Source organism: Neobacillus sp. GCM10023253 (assembly GCF_042653105.1).
GTDB classification, from domain to species: Bacteria; Bacillota; Bacilli; order Bacillales; family Cytobacillaceae; genus Neobacillus; species Neobacillus citreus.
The window spans coordinates 115,898-132,306 of record NZ_JBHSHV010000019.1 but is presented as its reverse complement, the minus strand read 5'-3'; the positions used below and the strand labels follow the sequence as shown (position 1 = coordinate 132,306).

Below are 16,409 nucleotides of genomic sequence, written 5' to 3'. Positions count from 1 at the left end.
TCTTATAATCCTCTCCTTACTAGGATTTCTTTAATTTGTTTGATTTTTGACACAGGGGAATGGAGGAGCAGCAACATTCCAGCCAAATAAGAAAAGACAAATTTATAGCTGTGACTGATGATGGCCGCCATATAGCCGTCTTTAATAGAAAAATGAAAAGTCGTTAATGCAGCTGTCATGACAGATTCATATGTAGAGATGCCACCAGGTGTAATTTGAAAAATTTGTCCGCCAACGGTAATCGAGTTAACCCAAATAGCCTTATATATCGAAAGGCCACTGCCCATGGAAGAAGTAACTCCCCATATTACCGCGCCTTCTAATGCCCAGCTTACGGCAATCATAAGAAAAATAAGCAAGGCTTTCCTTCCTGATAGGTTGGTTTTAACTAATTGGATTTGCCTGTGAACAAACCTGGGAAGAAACCTCCACAACAGGATGCCTCCTACTAGACAAGCAATGGCTAAAATAACAATGAACAGGATTGAATACCGGAAAACAAACGCCTTTGCAAAAACAATCAAGCCAATAAAAGAAAATAACAAGAGCATAGCCATATCGATAGATCGAAGGACAACCACGGATTGGAGGGATTCCCCCGGGCTCACCTGTTTTTCTCTTATAGACAAAACGCCTATCCTGACAGCATCGCCAAGCTTGATTGGAGTAATATGGTTTATGAATAGGCTTAAGAGCACACCCTCCAGGCAGCTATAAAATCTGACTCTATTCCCAAAATACAACTTCCAAGCTTCGGCCCTGAGTATAAACGATAAACTATAGCAAATCATCACCCCAATAATCAGATAGGGGCTCTCCCAAAAGAACCGTTTCGTTTCTTCTAAAAATTCTCCAACATGAAAATACAGTATGGACAAATAAATAAAGATTCCAAAAAGAATGACCCCTGCTATGTATTTAAATCTCTTTTGCATGCGCCTTTGCCCATTCAATTGTTCTGCTCAGTCCATCAGTAAATGACATAGACGGGTGAAAGCCAAGCTCGCCCTTAGCCTTCGAAATATCTGCCCATGTTGATTGGACATCACCCTGACGAAAGTCAGTATGTTTGACCCTCATTCCGGGAAAAAAACCGCGCAGCTGCTTGATTAACTCTTCAATCAGGATTGGACTGCCTGAACCGATATTAAAAATAGCGTATTGATCCTTTTGCTGAAACGCACTAATGATTCCTGAAACGCAATCATCAATATATGTATAGTCCCTGGCTGTTTTGCTCCCAAATACGACGATTTCCTGGTCAGCCATCAACTGTTTAATAAATTTCGTGATCGCCATATCCGGACGTCCCCATGGGCCATAAACCGTAAAAAAGCGAAGAATCGATACCTTATAATCATAAATGGTCGAGTAGGCATGACAAAACGCTTCTGCGCCGTACTTAGCCGCCGCATACGGGGAAACGACTGTTCCATTAGCCATGTCTTCTTTTAACGGGATGTTTTGCTGGTCACCGTAGACGGACGATGACGAAGCGAAAATAAACTGCTTGGCACCTGCTTCACCAGCGAATCTTAATGCGTTAATAGTTGCCTTGATGTCATAATCTACATATTCATTCGGAACCAAAATCGAGTTAGGGACTCCTGGAATGGCAGCTAGATGAATGACCGTATCAGGCTTAAATAAATGAAAAAGGTCTCTTACTTCCCCTTCATGATGAATCAGGCTCTTCTGATAAAAGGAAAATTCCCCGGCATGTTTGATCATTTCAAGCTGCCGCTTTTTCCTTTCAACAGAGTAATACGGGTGTAATTCATCAATAATGAGCACTTGGTGCCCTTCTTTTATCAACCTGCTTGATAGGTGAGAACCAATAAACCCTGCTCCACCAGTGACGATTATTTTCAAGTAAAAACACCTCTACAACAGAGTAATATTCCCATTTTCTCATAACCGGGAACAAAAGGAAAAACCTTGCGTCTTTAACCAAGGTTTCTCCTTCAAGATTATTTCGCTTTGTCTATAATGCTGTTAAGAGAAGCAATAAGTTCGTCAACCTGTGTTTCCCCGGCAGCTTTATCTTTCGCTTTTGCCGTTTCCACATATTTTTGCGCTTTTTCAGTTAAAGACTTATACTCAGCTTCGCCAATAAGACCTTTGATATCATCACCGATGACATCTATAAATAGAGCTCCCTCTAAACCAGTGATAACCCCTTTATCTTCACCAATGGCTTCTTTGCTTTCCTTGTATTCATCAATGGCAATTTTCGCAAAGCCTCGAACAAATGCTTTATTAACAGCGGCTGGATCAATGGTTTTGGCATCTGTTTCAAGATTAAATTGCTTCTCAATAAAGGCAGTCTCGTCAGCAGCATGCTTGTTTAAGTAAGTATAAATGGATTGGAAGAAAGCCCATCCTTCAGCCTGTTCAACCTTTGCAAGAGCAGCATCCTTCTGTGCTTCAGCTGCTGCTTTTGTTGCATAGCCGTTTGGAAGCGCACCGGTTGCAAGATAGAAGGTCTTCATTAACGTCTTATCAATTACTTGCTTACCTAAGTTTACTGCCAATTGGTCATTATTCTTAATACCATTATCCACTTCGTTAAAGCCGCCCTCAATGGCGCTTACCATGTTTGTTCCATAGGCAGCATCACGCTTTTCAACAGTCGATTTGATAATGGCATAGAATTCTTTTGCTTCTTCAACCTCTTTATTCACTTCTTCTGTTTTGCCCCAGTTTTCACCAATTTCCGTGAATTCATGTTTGATTGTTGTATAGAATACCTTTTGCATTAATTTATCAAAAATTTGCCTTACAACCACTTTGTCCATGGAGCCGTCTTTACCTGCTGCTAAAGAGGCTGTAATTTTTTCATCAAGAGTATCTTGGAATTCCGCATCACGTTGTTTAACTAATTCTTGTAAATTAGCTTTATACAATTCTGTTACTTTATTAAAATCGACTTCTTTGCCTTCTTTGGCTTTATCAAGCTCAGCAATAGCCTCTTTATAGGCATCTGCATAGTTTGCTTCTTCTTTTTCTGCAGCTTCTTTCTTTTCAGCCTGCTTTTCTGTATTTTCAACCTTTGGCTTGTTTTCGGTCTCTTCCGCTTTTCCACATGCACCAAGAATAAGTGAAATGGCTGCAAGTAATGTAATAAGTTTCAATTTTAGTGACATGTTGTTACTCCCCCGATTAATTTGGTTATGTAAACCATTTATTTGATAATGATTATCATTCACATTTTTGATTATAGAGAGAATGATTCTCAATGTCAACGTTCATTTTTTAGTTTTCACAAAATATACACTTTTTATTACGTTTATAAAAAAGACTGCCCTAATCTAACTATTAAGGCAGTCAACTTTTTAAAAATTATATTTTGGATAACCAATGAACTTAAAATCTTTTCCGATTGGTGTAAAGGAACAGTCTGTTAATTCAACTGCATCACGCATTTTCTCAATGCCTGTTCCCTCAAGAAATGTCGGGGCATTATGGCCTCCGATTAACTTCGGAGCAAAATACAATACCACTTTATCAATCAGTTTTTTTTCAAGGAAAGAAGCATGAACCGCCCCTCCCCCTTCAATAAACACCGAGGAAATGAGATTTTCTCCCAAAATACGTACAACTTCTTCTGGGCAGACACGGTTTGACCCATTTGTTTGAAAAACTTTGATTCCCAAGTCCTCTAATCTTTTGCGCTTTTCCTGATCATATTGTTCACTGGTAAAAATCCAGGTTGGTGCAAGATTGTCCGTAACCACTTTAGCATCCAGCGGAATTTTTAAGGTGGAATCTAAAATAACCCGGAGCGGATTCCGTCCATTCGGAATGCGTGCCGTTAATTCCGGATCATCTTTTATTACAGTATTAATTCCCACAAGAATCGCCATATGTTCATTTCGTAACTGATGGACATCGAGTCTTGCTTCCTCGGAGGTAATCCACTTGCTGTCAGAGGTGTGTGTGGCAATTTTCCCGTCCAGGGTGGATCCAGCCTTCATGGCCACAAATGGCGTTTTTTGAACGATAAACTTATTAAAAACCTCATTCATTCGGTTGGATTCCGCTTCCCGAACGCCGATTATAACCTCAATTCCGGCATCTTTAAGAATTTTAACGCCATTGCCCGCTACCACCGGGTTCGGGTCGAGGGTTGCGATGACCACCTTTTTAATCCCTGCTTCCACTAAAGCAACAGCACAAGGGCCTGTCCTTCCGTAGTGGGAACATGGTTCAAGGGTTACATAAATGGTCCCGCCTTTTGCTTTCTCACCGGCCATCCTTAAGGCATGGATCTCGGCATGCGGTTCACCGGCCTTTAAGTGGGCGCCGATTCCGACCACCCGGTTATCATTAACAATCACCGCTCCCACTAATGGATTGGGGTCTGTCTGTCCCTTCATGGCCCCAGCATTTTTTAATGCTAAATCCATATAAAACTCGTGATTAGTCATTTGGACAAGTCCCCTCGTCCTTTAAATGGCCGGAACGGTTAATCTTTGTTTGCAGGTATTTTTCGTTATACTCGGATACATCTCCCCATAACGGCTTCCTTCCGGAAACAGGCAGACCAGCGTTTTTCAATGCATCTAATTTTTTTGGATTGTTAGTAATCAAGGTTACCGGTTTAGTGCGCAATGCTTTCAGGACCTGAATGGCATCGCTATAATTTCTGGCATCATCCACAAAGCCAAGCGCATGATTCGCCTCGACGGTGTCATAATTATTTTCTTGAAGGATATAGGCCATTGCCTTGCTAAATAAGCCAATTCCACGCCCTTCATGATTGGCCAAATAAAACAAGGCGCCTGTCCCATGTTCGACAATCATTTTCATGGACCGTTTCAATTGAAAGCCGCAGTCACATCTTTTGCTGCCAAAAATATCGCCTGTGTGGCAAATCGAATGCATTCGCATGATGGCATCCTCACCATATGTGAAATCACCATATACAAGAACACTGGATTGTTGAAGCTCCGCTAAATTAACCGAAGACAATTTATCAATAATCCGTTCAAAATCCTCTGTTACCTCATTACAATTCAGCCAACAATACCACTGAAATACAACGGTTTCACCGTATAAATTTACTGGAAGGCGAATCGGCCCAACTAAATAGATGGCACCCTTTTCTGTTTTAATTAATTGAATTTTATCTTGAAGCACATCAAGCACTTTAGAATCCAATTTGGTATCTTTCATTATTCAATCCCCCTTAAGATTAGTTTGGATTAAGGTATGTATTTTCATTTATGACACAAATAAAAAAGAGACTGAATTTTTCAGCCTCTAACATGATATCATGTTTGTCACTACGTGCATATTTATAAGTACTTGCGGTGAACTCCTTTACCATCATAGGAAAATAACATAGACCGATCTTCAATGGTTGTTTCCATATGAACCGGTCTGCCCCAAAGCTGATGAACATATGGCAGAACCTTCTCAAGATATTTGACATCAAGCTCTACACCCTCAAACCAATGCTTCAAATAGAGCTCGCCATTTTTCATATAGTCGCCATCATTTACCGTGATATACGGGAATCCGCCATTTACCCGCATATTCACTAATTGGTCGCGGACATGCTCCCATTCTTTGTCAACAATCTTATAATCGCGGCCTTGCTTTTGGAAAAGATACATATCTTCCCTATACACTAAATCCTTCGTTAAATAATTCCGCAGGAAGGAAATATCCGATTCAATTTCCCGAACCTCAAATATTTTTTCCCGTCCAGAATTTGGCTCAACACCTCGTCTTTTCATTTCCTCAGACGGATTATTATATCTTTCCTCGATGTCTTCGAAAATTTTCAAGCCAAGATAATAAGGGTTAATTCCCGTTTTCGACGGCTGAACGACCCCCGCATTTAATTTGGCAAACTCAATGGATTCTCCGCTTGTCAGATTCATTTCCCGCAGTATCCTTTGATGCCAGAAAGAGGCCCAGCCTTCGTTCATGATTTTTGTTTCTAACTGTGGCCAGAAATACAGCATTTCTTCCCGCATCATCGTAAGAATATCACGCTGCCAATCCTCCAGTTCGCGGCTATATGTTTCAATGAAGAGTAATATATCTTTCTCTGGTCTTGGCGGGAATTTCTTTCGACGTGGCGGCTTTGAATCCTTTTCGTCTTTTTTATCCAAGCCCCAAAGGTCATCATACGGTGAAACTGCCCGCTGTTCTTCCTCGTCCTCATCGTCCTCCAAAGACCATGCCAATTTTGGACGCATCAAGGAAGGGTCAATATGCTCATCAATAGACAATATTGCATCGAGGAAACTTTCCACTTCTTTTTTTCCATATTGAATTTCGTACTGATGAATTCTTTCCGCCGTAGCTGCCATGCTTTCGACCATATCCCGTTTTGTATTTTGGAACCGGACATTGTTTTTAAAGAAATCACAATGGGCCAAAACGTGGGCAACAATCAGTTTATTTTGGATTAACGAATTGGAATCCAGCAAAAATGCGTAACATGGGTCCGAATTAATGACGAGTTCATAAATCTTACTTAGACCTAAATCATAATGAAGCTTCATTTTGTGAAATTGCTTCCCGAAGCTCCAGTGTGAAAATCGGGTCGGCATCCCATAAGCTCCAAATGTATAAATGATTTCGGCAGGGCAAATTTCATAACGCATCGGATAAAAATCTAAGCCAAAACCGCTGGCGATTTCCGTTATTTCATCGATCGCATATTCGAGTGCTTTCTTATCTCCCTCATTCATCAGCCATTCCCCCTTTTCCTCTTACCACAATGTATGAAGAAACAGAAGGATTGATGAAACAAGATAATAACAATTACAAAATATACAGGTAAATGTTGAAAACGTTGTGAGGACAAGGTGTCCAAATTTTTGCGTGAAAGTTCAACGCAAAACTTCATAAAATAATCTCAACTCCTAGTAAGGAGGAGAGAAAACTAAATGAATAAATTGGATTATGACCGGGCGCTGTTTTATACACACCGGTCTGAATGGGATAATTTACTGATATTAATGGTAAGAACCACAGACCAGTTCTTATCTAAGAAGATTGAACATTTCCTGCACGCCTACAATTTTGAACGCGACTATTCCGTTATCGAGACCAAATTATACAGCCTGCTTCGCTACATTGACCATGCCAACGAAACATTTGAACAATCGCCAACTGAGATACCGATGTATAGTCTTTCCTGAAACATCAAGTGGATACTGATTTTATTAAAGAACCTTTTTCCAAATCAAACCAATGAATTCCACCAAAAAAAACACGGCTTCCAAAACGTTTTGGAAGCCGTGTTTTCATAAATAAAACTATACGTTTTGAACTTGCTTAACCTTTTGATCAACCAAATCCATGAAGTCCTTTTCAATGGTTTGCAATTTGCTTTTGCTGTCTGCAAGCGTCCCGCTATTTACACCAAAGTAAAATTTAACCTTTGGCTCAGTTCCCGATGGGCGTAAGCATACCCATGATCCATCCTCAAAAATATACTTCAGCACGTTGGATTTCGGAAGAGCAATTTTCTCTTCCCGGTTATCAATCGTTCTATTTCCTGTTAAATAGTCTTCTGTTACAGCCGTTTTTAAGGAACCAAGCCCCGTTAACGGTTCGCTGCGGAAGGAAGCCAAAATACGCTGAATCAATTCTGCTCCTTCTTTTCCCTTTAATGTTAAAGAGCGAAGTCCTTCCTGGTAATAGCCGTATTTTTCAAAAACCTGCATCATTCCTTCATATAAAGTCAATCCCTGTTTCTTATAATACGCGCAAACCTCTGTTGCCAAAAGGGCTGCTTGAACGGCATCTTTATCACGGGCAAAGTCGCCGATTAAATAGCCGTAAGATTCTTCATAGCCAAATAAATACGTATGTTCACCTGTTTCTTCATATTGCTTAATCTTTTCGGCAATGAATTTGAAGCCAGTTAGTACATCGACCGTTTCTAAATCATAGGCTGATGCAATTTTGCGTCCTAATTCAGAGGTGACAATGGTTTTTAACACGACACCGTTTTGCGGCAAAGTTCCTTTTTGCTGTTTCTGAGAAAGTAAGTAATCAAGCAATAATGCTCCGGTTTGGTTGCCGGTTAAGACTACGTACTCACCCTCTGGATTTTGCACAGCTATGCCCAGGCGGTCAGCATCTGGGTCTGTTGCAATTAACAGGTCCGCCCCCACTGCTTTGCCATCACGAATGGCTAATTCAAATGCGGCATGTTCTTCTGGGTTAGGGCTTTTCACGGTTGAAAACTCGGGATCAGGTAGCTCCTGCTCCTTTACCACCGTTACATTTTTATAGCCTAATGCCTGAAGCCCAGCCCGAACAGGTTTATTGGCCGTCCCATGCAAAGGTGTGAAGACAATTTGAAGATCTGTTTCTTCGGCAAGCTGCGGATTTTCGGAAATCGTCTTTAGCTTTTCGATATATGCTTGATCAATTTCTTCACCAATCGTTTTAATTAATCCGGCTGTTCTTAAAGTTTCTTCCTTATCGACCTTGATAACCAATTCATTGCCAATTTCATTTACTTTCGCAATAACCTGATCAGCAGCCTCCGGCGGCAGCTGGCCGCCATCTGATCCGTATACTTTATAACCGTTATATTCCGGTGGATTATGACTGGCAGTAATAACAATCCCCGAAAATGCGTTTAAATAACGTAAGGCGAAGGAAAGCTCCGGAGTAGGGCGAAGCTCATCAAACACATAGGTTTGAATTCCACGCGTTGCCAAGGTTTTGGCAGCCTCCAGCGCGAATTCCGGTGATTTATGGCGAGAGTCAAACGCAAGGACAACGCCGCGTTGTTTTGCTGCTTCCCCTTGCTCTTCTATGTATGCAGCCAGGCCAGCTGATGCTTTGCGGACCGTATATATATTCATTCTATTTGTCCCGACACCAAGTTCTCCGCGCATTCCGCCTGTTCCAAACTCTAAATTTTTATAAAAAGCCTCCTCGAGCAGTTTTTCGTCTTGCTCAAGCGTTGCTAATTGGCTCTTTAATTCGGAATCCAATTCCTTAAATTCTAACCAGCTCTTAGCTGCAGTTCTCCAATCCATTTTTAGGTTCCCTCCAGTATGTTATCTATACCTAATATTGGTTCTAAGCGGGTGTTTGATACTCCTTTAAAACGCAGCGTCAAAATCCCGACAATTTTCGCAGACACAATATTTTCGGCAATCCAATACTTATATTACCTTAAAATGAGCGGTTTTTTTATAAAAAAAAGAAAAAGCCCCAAAACGGCTTTTTCCTCTATTAAATAAGCAGTTGGTTATCTGCCTTCGTGTATATGCTGAGAACAGTATTTTTCATGCTTTTTGCTTCGGCAAACTGTTCAAACTCAAACGGAAAAAACAAGCCAAATTCATGAAGGTTTGCTGCATTTTTATTAAAAATAGCTTCGTATTGGTCGTCAAGCTGAGGTGACTCCAGTATCGATATTAATGTTTGAATACTGACCATCACTTGAAACGCATCCTTTAACGTGCTGAATTCTTCAAAATGTTGTTTAGAGGTATGCAATATTTTTAATTTTTCAAAGCGGTTTATTTCTTCGTCCGTAAAATATAGCGGAAATATATTGGAATAAATATATCCCACGAGCTCACAAATTTTTTCTTCCTGACTTGGAGTCGAGGCAAAAACGATCTTCACTCCATAACCCACCTTTGCTCACGCGCTTATTTCTGTCGTATTATATATGATAAGAATAACATATCTTAGTTTGTATTTAGGGTGGTAATTACTGTTAGCTGCCCTGCTGGAATAAGAAGGAGATATTATGCTGAAAACAATGCGGCTCGGGGAATGGTTTCAGATTATCGTTCCTAAAAAATGGGCAGGAAAGACAATCGAAGAAATCTTCCGTCATGAATGGGAAGCCCCTAAAAAGTTAACACATGCGTTTCGAATGGAGAAAAAGGTTCAGGTTGATGGCAAGGAATGCTCCTGGACGGCACCGCTCTCAGAGGGCTCGAAACTGCAAATTCAATTATTTACCGAAGAGGAACCGCATGCGATCCCCAACTATCTGGATATCGATGTCCTCTTTGAGGATGACCATTTATTGATTATGAATAAACCGCCGTTTATGAACACTCATCCAAATGACCCTGAAAAAGATACCGAAACTTTAATCAATGCAGCGGCCTTTTATTTGCAGGCCAAAGGGGAAATCAGGGATGTCCGTCAGATTCACCGTTTGGACCGTGATACCTCCGGTGCCATCCTGCTGGCTAAACACGCACTTGCTGGAGCACTTCTGGACGGAAAGCTTGCAAAAAGAGAAATCAAAAGAACATATCTTGCCTTGGTCCATGGATTGTTGAAGCAAAAAAAAGGGACGATCAATGCCCCGATTGGCCGAGATCGGCATCACCCCACCAAAAGAAGGGTATCCCCCTCTGGGCAAGCCGCGATTACTCATTATCAAGTGGTGAAGGAAGACAGAAAGCGTAATTTATCCTACGTAAAATGCTGGCTTGATACGGGGCGAACGCACCAAATTCGCGTGCATTTAAGCCATCTAGGCCACCCTTTAGTTGGGGATGTTGTTTACGGTGGGAAACCGCTCGTCAACAGACAAGCCCTCCATGCCGGAAAACTGGCGTTAACCCATCCTTTAACAGAGGAAAAAATCGTTGTATATGGACCATTTACGGATGACCCGATTATTTTTAAAGAATTTGATATTTACTCACTATAAAAAGCCTCCCAAAATTCGGGAGGCTTTCCTCATAATGATTAATCAGCTTTCCTGAAGGACCTCATGATAAAGCTTAATAAAAGCACTAGGACTGCTGCACCAATGATCGCCGGTATGATGGCGAAATCAGCCACATGCGGGCCCCAGTTTCCCAATACCAGAGTCCCCAGCCATGCACCAACAAAACCAGCAATGATATTACCAATAATTCCCCCAGGTACGTCTCTTCCTACAATAAGGCCGGCTAACCAACCGATTATACCGCCAACAATTAATGCCCAAATAAAGCTCACATAGAACACTCCTTTTTTAGTATTCATTCGATTTTTTCTTGAGCCTGCCAAGCAAATCATCTAAGGATGTCTGCCTGTTACCTTATAAATTACCCTGTTTTGTTTTTTTTACTCATGGCTATGAAATAATTCATACATAAATTTTGGCATCATGGCAAAAGTAAACTAGGACATCCGCAAAATAATTGTCTGAAAATTCTTTTGTTAAGTTTTTGTAAATTTATTTTTAAATTATTTATTTTTTAGACAATCTTCATATAAAATTATTCCGTTGATGAACAACACGTACAATAATGGAGGGTATCTCTAATGGCATTTAAAAAAAATGACAAATTCTCAGTTTTGCTAAGCAATATTTCTTCCAACCTTAAAGAAGGGGCAAATTTTTTTACAGAATATAAACTGAAAAACGTCAGTGATTTAAAAATTTTCTCTGAAAAAATGAAGGAAATCGAAACGAAGGGAGATTCCTTTGTTCACGAAGTTATTAAAGAATTAAATGATGCTTTTATCACACCAATCGAACGGGAAGACATCCTTCACCTTGCGATGGTAATGGACGATGTATTAGATGGTCTTGAAGCAACTTCCGCATTATTTGAAATGTACTCCATCACTCAGGCAGATGATTTCATGCTTCAGTTTGTGGACGCTATTCGAGGCAGTGTTATTGAAATTGATAAAGCCGTAGAGCTTTTATCCAATAAAAAGCTTCCGCAAATCAGAGAACATGCAATTAAGATTAAGGATTTTGAATCCAAATGCGATAATATTTTACGACAATCCATTAAAAATTTGTTTAATGTGGAAAAGGATCCAATCCGTATTATTCAATATAAAGAAATTTATGAGAACCTTGAGGACGTTGCCGACAGCTGCCAGACCGTTGCCAATATTCTTGAAACCATTATCATGAAAAATGCGTAAGGAGTCATAATATGAGTGCTGTCTTAATACTTACAATTTTAATCGTCATCGGGGCTCTCGCATTTGACTTTATTAACGGTTTCCATGATACGGCAAATGCAATTGCTACCTCGGTTTCGACAAAAGCATTGAAACCACGACAAGCAATTTTGCTTGCCGCTGTCATGAATTTCGTCGGGGCCCTTACGTTCACAGGCGTTGCTAAAACAATTTCAAAGGATATCGTTGACCCATTTAATTTAGCACACGGTTCAATTGTTATCTTAGCTGCACTGCTTGCAGCAATTGCCTGGAATTTAATTACTTGGTATTTCGGAATTCCGAGCAGTTCTTCCCACGCACTAATTGGTTCCATCGCCGGTGCTGCTGTTGCTGCGGAAGGACTCAATGTTTTAAATTACACTGGATTTATAAAGATTCTAGAAGCTCTAATCATTTCACCTATCTTAGCTTTTGTTGTTGGTTTCATTATTTATAGTATTTTTAAAGTTGTTTTTAAAAATTTCAATTTAACAAAAACAAATCGAAATTTCCGTTTTATCCAAATCGCAACTGCGGCATTGCAATCTTATTCACATGGAACAAACGATGCCCAAAAATCGATGGGGATTATCACTATGGCACTAATTGCGAATCAGTATCTTCCACATAATGCCGAGGTACCTTTTTGGGTCCAATTATCCTGTGCCATAGCGATGGGACTTGGCACCTCTATTGGCGGATGGAAAATTATAAAAACCGTTGGCGGCAAAATCATGAAAATCCGTCCAATTAACGGGGTTGCCGCTGATTTAACCGGGGCAGCAATTATTTTTGGCGCTACTTACATTCATTTGCCAGTTAGTACAACACACGTAATTTCTTCCGGAATTTTAGGTGTTGGTGCTTCTCACAGACTTAAAGGCGTAAAATGGGATACAGCCCAACGTATGCTGATTACTTGGGTAATAACTCTGCCAATAACCGCACTATTAGCTGGGATTTTGTATTACGTTCTCAACCTTTTCTTTTAGTCACGAAAGAGGCTGTCCCTTAAAGGACAGCCTCTTTTCTTCATATTATTAGTAATTGCTGGAGGAAACTTCTCCTTTACAGATGGCCACACCTGAGCTCGCACCAATCCTTGTTGCCCCGGCTTCAACCATTGCAAGGGCATCTTCTCGGCTTCTTACGCCCCCGGATGCTTTAACACCGATATCCGGGCCGACTGTTTCGCGCATTAAGCGGATATCTTCAACCGTCGCCCCGCCGGTTGAGAATCCTGTAGAAGTTTTAACAAAATCAGCTCCAGCCTTGACGGAAAGCTCACATGCACGTTTCTTTTCCTCATCCGTCAACAGCGAAGTCTCAATAATAACCTTAACTAATGCTTTCCCCTTCGCCGCCTCCACAACACTGCGGATGTCCGATTCAACTAAATCATCCTGCTGAGCTTTAAGGGCACCAATGTTGATGACCATATCGATTTCATCTGCACCATTTTCAATCGCATTCTTTGTTTCAAATGCTTTCGTCTCTGAGGTCGTTGCCCCAAGCGGAAAGCCGATGACCGTACAAACTTTAACATCCGGTGAATCTTTAAGTATTTCAGCAGCTGTTTTTACCCAGGCAGGGTTTACACAAACGGAAGCAAATGAATATTCTTTTGCCTCTTCCGCTAATTTCACGATTTGCTCTTTTGTTGCTTCTGGTTTTAATAATGTATGGTCAATCAGTCTGGCTATGTTTTGGCTCATTGCTAATTCCCCCTATTTTTAACTCGTTATGTATCTTAGTTTGTCCAGAATTACTATAACAAAGCGGTGGAACATTTGTAAATATGTACATTTTCAACTGGTAAGAAGGGAAATCTTTATAAAAGGTTTTCTTTTTAAAAAGTCATAAAAAAGTCAAACGTTTATCCCTGTAATATTTTGTATACTTAATTTGATTGTTATTTTTTATTGGGGGTGATGGGGTGGAAAAGCTCGGTGGATTCATTTATCGGAATCGAAAAGGGGTGATGCTGGTTTGGGTTTTAGCCATTATCCTGTTTGGCTTTTTCGCTTTGAAACTGCCTGCTGTGTTAAGCGGAAACGGTTTTGAATATAAGGGGGAATATAACGAAACAAGGCGGATTTTGGAAAAAGACTTTGGACAAGCCAAGTCCTCGATCATCCTTGTTTTTCAAAAAGAAAAAGGCATCAGCGATGAAAAGTTTCGGGATTTTATGGAGGAAACCTTTGTAAGGCTAAAGGACTTTGACCATGCAGAGGACATCATTCCCCCCTTTGCCCGGGACGGTATGATAAAAGGGAATTACGCTTATGGCCTGCTTACCTTTAATAAAAAAGCGGAAAGCCTTGGGGCAGAAATAAGCGATTTAAAAAAGCTGCTGAGAAACAAAAATGGGTTAAAGGTAACGATGACGGGGGAACCAATCATTGTTAAAGATTTAAATACAGCCAGCCAAGAGGATTTGGCGAAAGCGGAGATGATTGGCCTGCCGATCGCCCTGCTAGTTCTCATCCTCGCATTCGGCAGTCTTGTCGCGTCAGCCCTTCCTCTAATTATTGGTGTGGTATCCATTTTAACCACCATGGGGACAGTTTATTTTTTCAGTTACAGCATCGACCTAACCATTTTTATCTTGAATATTGTACCGATGATTGGCCTTGCCTTGAGTATCGATTTTGCGCTGTTATTTATTAACCGTTATAAGGAAGAGCTAACCAGGAAATCTGTTGGCGAGGCCATCGCGATTACCGTTGCCACAGCTGGCAGGTCCATTATTTTTTCCGGCCTCTGCGTCTTTATCGGGTTATCAGGGCTTTGGTTTATCCAAATTGATATTTTTCAAAATGTCGCACTCGGCGGAATGACGGTCGTCCTTGTTTCTGCACTCTGTTCTTTAACGTTTCTGCCGGCGTTCTTGGCACTATTGGGACACAGAATCAATAAATTTAGCATTTTACGGATTTCGGACGATCGGGTAAGCGGCTGGTATTTATTTGCCAAGTTTGTCATGCGGCGGCCCGTTTTGATGGCAGTCTGCGCTCTTGCCATTTTGCTGGTCGAACTGATTCCCGTGAAGCAAATGGTTCTGACGATTCCAGGCACCGATTCCCTGCCGCCTAATTATCCGTCGCGTGTCGCTTTAGAAAAATTTAAAGAGCATTTTTTTGAAAAAGAAAAACGCGATGAAAAGAAGGTATCGATTATTCTGGAGACCAGCGGCGGTGTGCTGACGAGGGATAATCTCGAAAAGGTAAGTCTAGTGATCAATAAATTAGAGAAGGACCCACTGGTTTATACGGTCGATTCGCCATTTTCTGCTTTTGGCATTAAGAATGCAGCGCAATTCCAACAGCTGCTGCTTTATGGTGAAATGAGCAAGCTCACCCCAGTTTTCGATCACTTCGTCCGTGAAAATAAAATGCTTGTTGAAGTCTACTTAAAGACCGGCGAGCATTCAGCTAAAGCCCGGCAATGGGTTAAGGATTGGTCCGCCAAAGATTTAGGTGTGAAGGCTTCGGTTGGCGGTCCCATTAAGTTCGAGCAGGAAATCTTTGATGAAATTATCAAGAAGGCTCCGTATGGTTTGCTGTTGATTATGATTTCAACTTTGGTAATTTTAATGGCTGCTTTTCAGTCGATTCTTATTCCGCTTAAAGCCATCTTGATGAATGCCTTGAGCCTTGGCTGCACATTTGGGATTGTCGTATGGGTTTTCCAAGAAGGACATCTCGGGGTTTCTCCCGTTAACATCGGATTGATTCTGCCCGTTTTCGTGTTTACGCTTGTATTTGGATTGTCCATGGATTACGAGGTATTTCTTATCTCCCGAATTCAGGAGTTTTATCTGAAAACGGGCGATAATACTGAAGCGACCATTTCCGGTTTAACGTACACGAGTAAAATTATTACCTCCGCTGCAGCGATTATGATTGTCGTGACAGGTGCTTTTGCTTTTACAGGCGTTATGCCAATCAAGCAATTGGGAGTCGGCATTGCGGTCGCCATCTTTATTGACGCTACCATTGTCCGCATGGTCCTTGTTCCTTCTTTAATGAAGCTGTTGGGTGATTGGAATTGGTGGTTCTTTGGGTTCAAGAATAAACGTGATGTATCGCATCGTAAAAAGCCAGCCTGATTGGGCTGGCTTTTGCTGTTAAATATTTTTAGCATATAGCTCGCTTGGAATTTTACTTAATACTACATATAAACTTACAGGTTCGCTGCCCGTATTTTTGAAGGCCGTTTCCTCTTCGCTTTGAACATGGATGAGGTCTGCCTCAGATACTGCTGTCTCTGTTCCATCTATGATGATTGTGCCGCTGCCGGTTAGAACATACAGATAAACCTCTGTTCCCGGGTGTTTATGAGTTGGGAGGGTTTGATTTGGCAGAAAGTTTAAAACGAATGCTGTCGTTTCACCCTTCTTATAGATAATCCTTTTTGTGAACTTCTCTTCACTGTATTCCATATATGCTTTAACTGAATTTTTTTCCATTGTTGATACCTCCTTTATGTTCTCA

The 16,409-nt window shown here is 40.9% G+C and carries 16 protein-coding genes; 5 read left to right on the top strand and 11 right to left on the bottom strand.

Annotation, left to right across the window (positions count from 1 at the left end):
• Positions 1–2: 2 nt before the first annotated feature.
• The 6 genes from ACFPA1_RS21895 to ACFPA1_RS21870 all read right to left on the bottom strand — a co-directional run bounded on the left by ACFPA1_RS21895 (position 3) and on the right by ACFPA1_RS21870 (position 6,710).
• Complete coding sequence (locus ACFPA1_RS21895; RefSeq protein ID WP_378585546.1) at positions 3–935, bottom strand: lysylphosphatidylglycerol synthase transmembrane domain-containing protein; 933 nt, start codon at positions 933–935, stop codon at positions 3–5.
• Positions 919–1,872 (bottom strand): NAD-dependent epimerase/dehydratase family protein, encoded by a 954-nt coding sequence (locus ACFPA1_RS21890; RefSeq protein WP_213141115.1) that lies wholly within the window; start codon positions 1,870–1,872, stop codon positions 919–921. Before ACFPA1_RS21890 ends, ACFPA1_RS21895 begins: the two co-directional genes overlap by 17 nt.
• 98 nt (positions 1,873–1,970) lie before the next feature.
• Positions 1,971–3,146, bottom strand: coding sequence for a hypothetical protein (locus ACFPA1_RS21885; RefSeq protein WP_378585544.1), 1,176 nt, complete (start codon positions 3,144–3,146; stop codon positions 1,971–1,973).
• A gap of 189 nt (positions 3,147–3,335) precedes the next feature.
• Positions 3,336–4,430, bottom strand: coding sequence for a bifunctional diaminohydroxyphosphoribosylaminopyrimidine deaminase/5-amino-6-(5-phosphoribosylamino)uracil reductase RibD (gene ribD, locus ACFPA1_RS21880; protein ID WP_378585542.1), 1,095 nt, complete (start codon positions 4,428–4,430; stop codon positions 3,336–3,338).
• Complete coding sequence (locus ACFPA1_RS21875) at positions 4,423–5,178, bottom strand: GTP cyclohydrolase II (RefSeq protein ID WP_213141118.1); 756 nt, start codon at positions 5,176–5,178, stop codon at positions 4,423–4,425. Before ACFPA1_RS21875 ends, ribD begins: the two co-directional genes overlap by 8 nt.
• A 122-nt stretch (positions 5,179–5,300) precedes the next feature.
• Complete coding sequence (locus tag ACFPA1_RS21870) at positions 5,301–6,710, bottom strand: SpoVR family protein (protein ID WP_213141119.1); 1,410 nt, start codon at positions 6,708–6,710, stop codon at positions 5,301–5,303.
• Positions 6,711–6,908: 198 nt separating this feature from the next.
• On the opposite strand from ACFPA1_RS21870, the gene ACFPA1_RS21865 reads away from it, so the two are divergent.
• A complete protein-coding gene (locus ACFPA1_RS21865; protein ID WP_213141120.1) occupies positions 6,909–7,163 on the top strand; it encodes a YhdB family protein in 255 nt (84 codons plus the stop codon).
• 117 nt (positions 7,164–7,280) lie between these two features.
• Here the strand turns inward: ACFPA1_RS21865 and ACFPA1_RS21860 are convergent, their stop codons facing one another.
• Together ACFPA1_RS21860 and ACFPA1_RS21855 are read right to left on the bottom strand one after the other, a co-directional pair.
• Positions 7,281–9,023 carry a phospho-sugar mutase gene (locus tag ACFPA1_RS21860; RefSeq protein ID WP_213141121.1) on the bottom strand — a complete coding sequence of 581 codons (1,743 nt, stop codon included), beginning with the start codon at positions 9,021–9,023 and terminating at the stop codon, positions 7,281–7,283.
• A gap of 199 nt (positions 9,024–9,222) precedes the next feature.
• Positions 9,223–9,621, bottom strand: a complete 399-nt coding sequence (locus tag ACFPA1_RS21855; RefSeq protein ID WP_213141122.1) for a YhcU family protein — start codon at positions 9,619–9,621, stop codon at positions 9,223–9,225.
• Positions 9,622–9,748: 127 nt separating this feature from the next.
• On the opposite strand from ACFPA1_RS21855, the gene ACFPA1_RS21850 reads away from it, so the two are divergent.
• Positions 9,749–10,672 (top strand): RluA family pseudouridine synthase, encoded by a 924-nt coding sequence (locus ACFPA1_RS21850; protein WP_378585536.1) that lies wholly within the window; start codon positions 9,749–9,751, stop codon positions 10,670–10,672.
• Between the two features lie 38 nt (positions 10,673–10,710).
• Here the strand turns inward: ACFPA1_RS21850 and ACFPA1_RS21845 are convergent, their stop codons facing one another.
• Entirely contained in the window at positions 10,711–10,965 is a 255-nt protein-coding gene (locus tag ACFPA1_RS21845) for a GlsB/YeaQ/YmgE family stress response membrane protein (RefSeq protein WP_213141333.1), read from the bottom strand.
• 309 nt (positions 10,966–11,274) lie between these two features.
• On the opposite strand from ACFPA1_RS21845, the gene ACFPA1_RS21840 reads away from it, so the two are divergent.
• Both ACFPA1_RS21840 and ACFPA1_RS21835 read left to right on the top strand, forming a co-directional pair.
• Positions 11,275–11,892, top strand: a complete 618-nt coding sequence (locus ACFPA1_RS21840) for a DUF47 domain-containing protein (RefSeq protein WP_213116750.1) — start codon at positions 11,275–11,277, stop codon at positions 11,890–11,892.
• Positions 11,893–11,903: 11 nt separating this feature from the next.
• Positions 11,904–12,905, top strand: coding sequence for an inorganic phosphate transporter (locus tag ACFPA1_RS21835; RefSeq protein WP_213141124.1), 1,002 nt, complete (start codon positions 11,904–11,906; stop codon positions 12,903–12,905).
• A gap of 48 nt (positions 12,906–12,953) precedes the next feature.
• Here the strand turns inward: ACFPA1_RS21835 and deoC are convergent, their stop codons facing one another.
• On the bottom strand, positions 12,954–13,628 hold the full coding sequence (deoC, locus tag ACFPA1_RS21830) for a deoxyribose-phosphate aldolase (protein ID WP_378585532.1): 675 nt from the start codon (positions 13,626–13,628) through the stop codon (positions 12,954–12,956).
• Between the two features lie 221 nt (positions 13,629–13,849).
• On the opposite strand from deoC, the gene ACFPA1_RS21825 reads away from it, so the two are divergent.
• Entirely contained in the window at positions 13,850–16,024 is a 2,175-nt protein-coding gene (locus ACFPA1_RS21825) for an MMPL family transporter (protein ID WP_378585530.1), read from the top strand.
• Between the two features lie 18 nt (positions 16,025–16,042).
• Here the strand turns inward: ACFPA1_RS21825 and ACFPA1_RS21820 are convergent, their stop codons facing one another.
• The gene (locus ACFPA1_RS21820) at positions 16,043–16,384 is read right to left on the bottom strand and encodes a cupin domain-containing protein (protein ID WP_378585527.1); all 342 of its coding nucleotides are present in this window, start codon (positions 16,382–16,384) and stop codon (positions 16,043–16,045) included.
• Positions 16,385–16,409: the final 25 nt, after the last annotated feature.

Coding starts and splice junctions, on each gene's coding strand:
- ACFPA1_RS21860 (WP_213141121.1), bottom strand. CDS start 9,023: ATGGATTGGAGAACTGCAGCTAAGAGCTGGTTAGAATTTAAGGAATTG.
- ribD (WP_378585542.1), bottom strand. CDS start 4,430: ATGACTAATCACGAGTTTTATATGGATTTAGCATTAAAAAATGCTGGG.
- ACFPA1_RS21820 (WP_378585527.1), bottom strand. CDS start 16,384: ATGGAAAAAAATTCAGTTAAAGCATATATGGAATACAGTGAAGAGAAG.
- ACFPA1_RS21875 (WP_213141118.1), bottom strand. CDS start 5,178: ATGAAAGATACCAAATTGGATTCTAAAGTGCTTGATGTGCTTCAAGAT.
- ACFPA1_RS21895 (WP_378585546.1), bottom strand. CDS start 935: ATGCAAAAGAGATTTAAATACATAGCAGGGGTCATTCTTTTTGGAATC.
- ACFPA1_RS21870 (WP_213141119.1), bottom strand. CDS start 6,710: ATGAATGAGGGAGATAAGAAAGCACTCGAATATGCGATCGATGAAATA.
- ACFPA1_RS21850 (WP_378585536.1), top strand. CDS start 9,749: ATGCTGAAAACAATGCGGCTCGGGGAATGGTTTCAGATTATCGTTCCT.
- ACFPA1_RS21840 (WP_213116750.1), top strand. CDS start 11,275: ATGGCATTTAAAAAAAATGACAAATTCTCAGTTTTGCTAAGCAATATT.
- ACFPA1_RS21835 (WP_213141124.1), top strand. CDS start 11,904: ATGAGTGCTGTCTTAATACTTACAATTTTAATCGTCATCGGGGCTCTC.
- ACFPA1_RS21865 (WP_213141120.1), top strand. CDS start 6,909: ATGAATAAATTGGATTATGACCGGGCGCTGTTTTATACACACCGGTCT.
- deoC (WP_378585532.1), bottom strand. CDS start 13,628: ATGAGCCAAAACATAGCCAGACTGATTGACCATACATTATTAAAACCA.
- ACFPA1_RS21885 (WP_378585544.1), bottom strand. CDS start 3,146: ATGTCACTAAAATTGAAACTTATTACATTACTTGCAGCCATTTCACTT.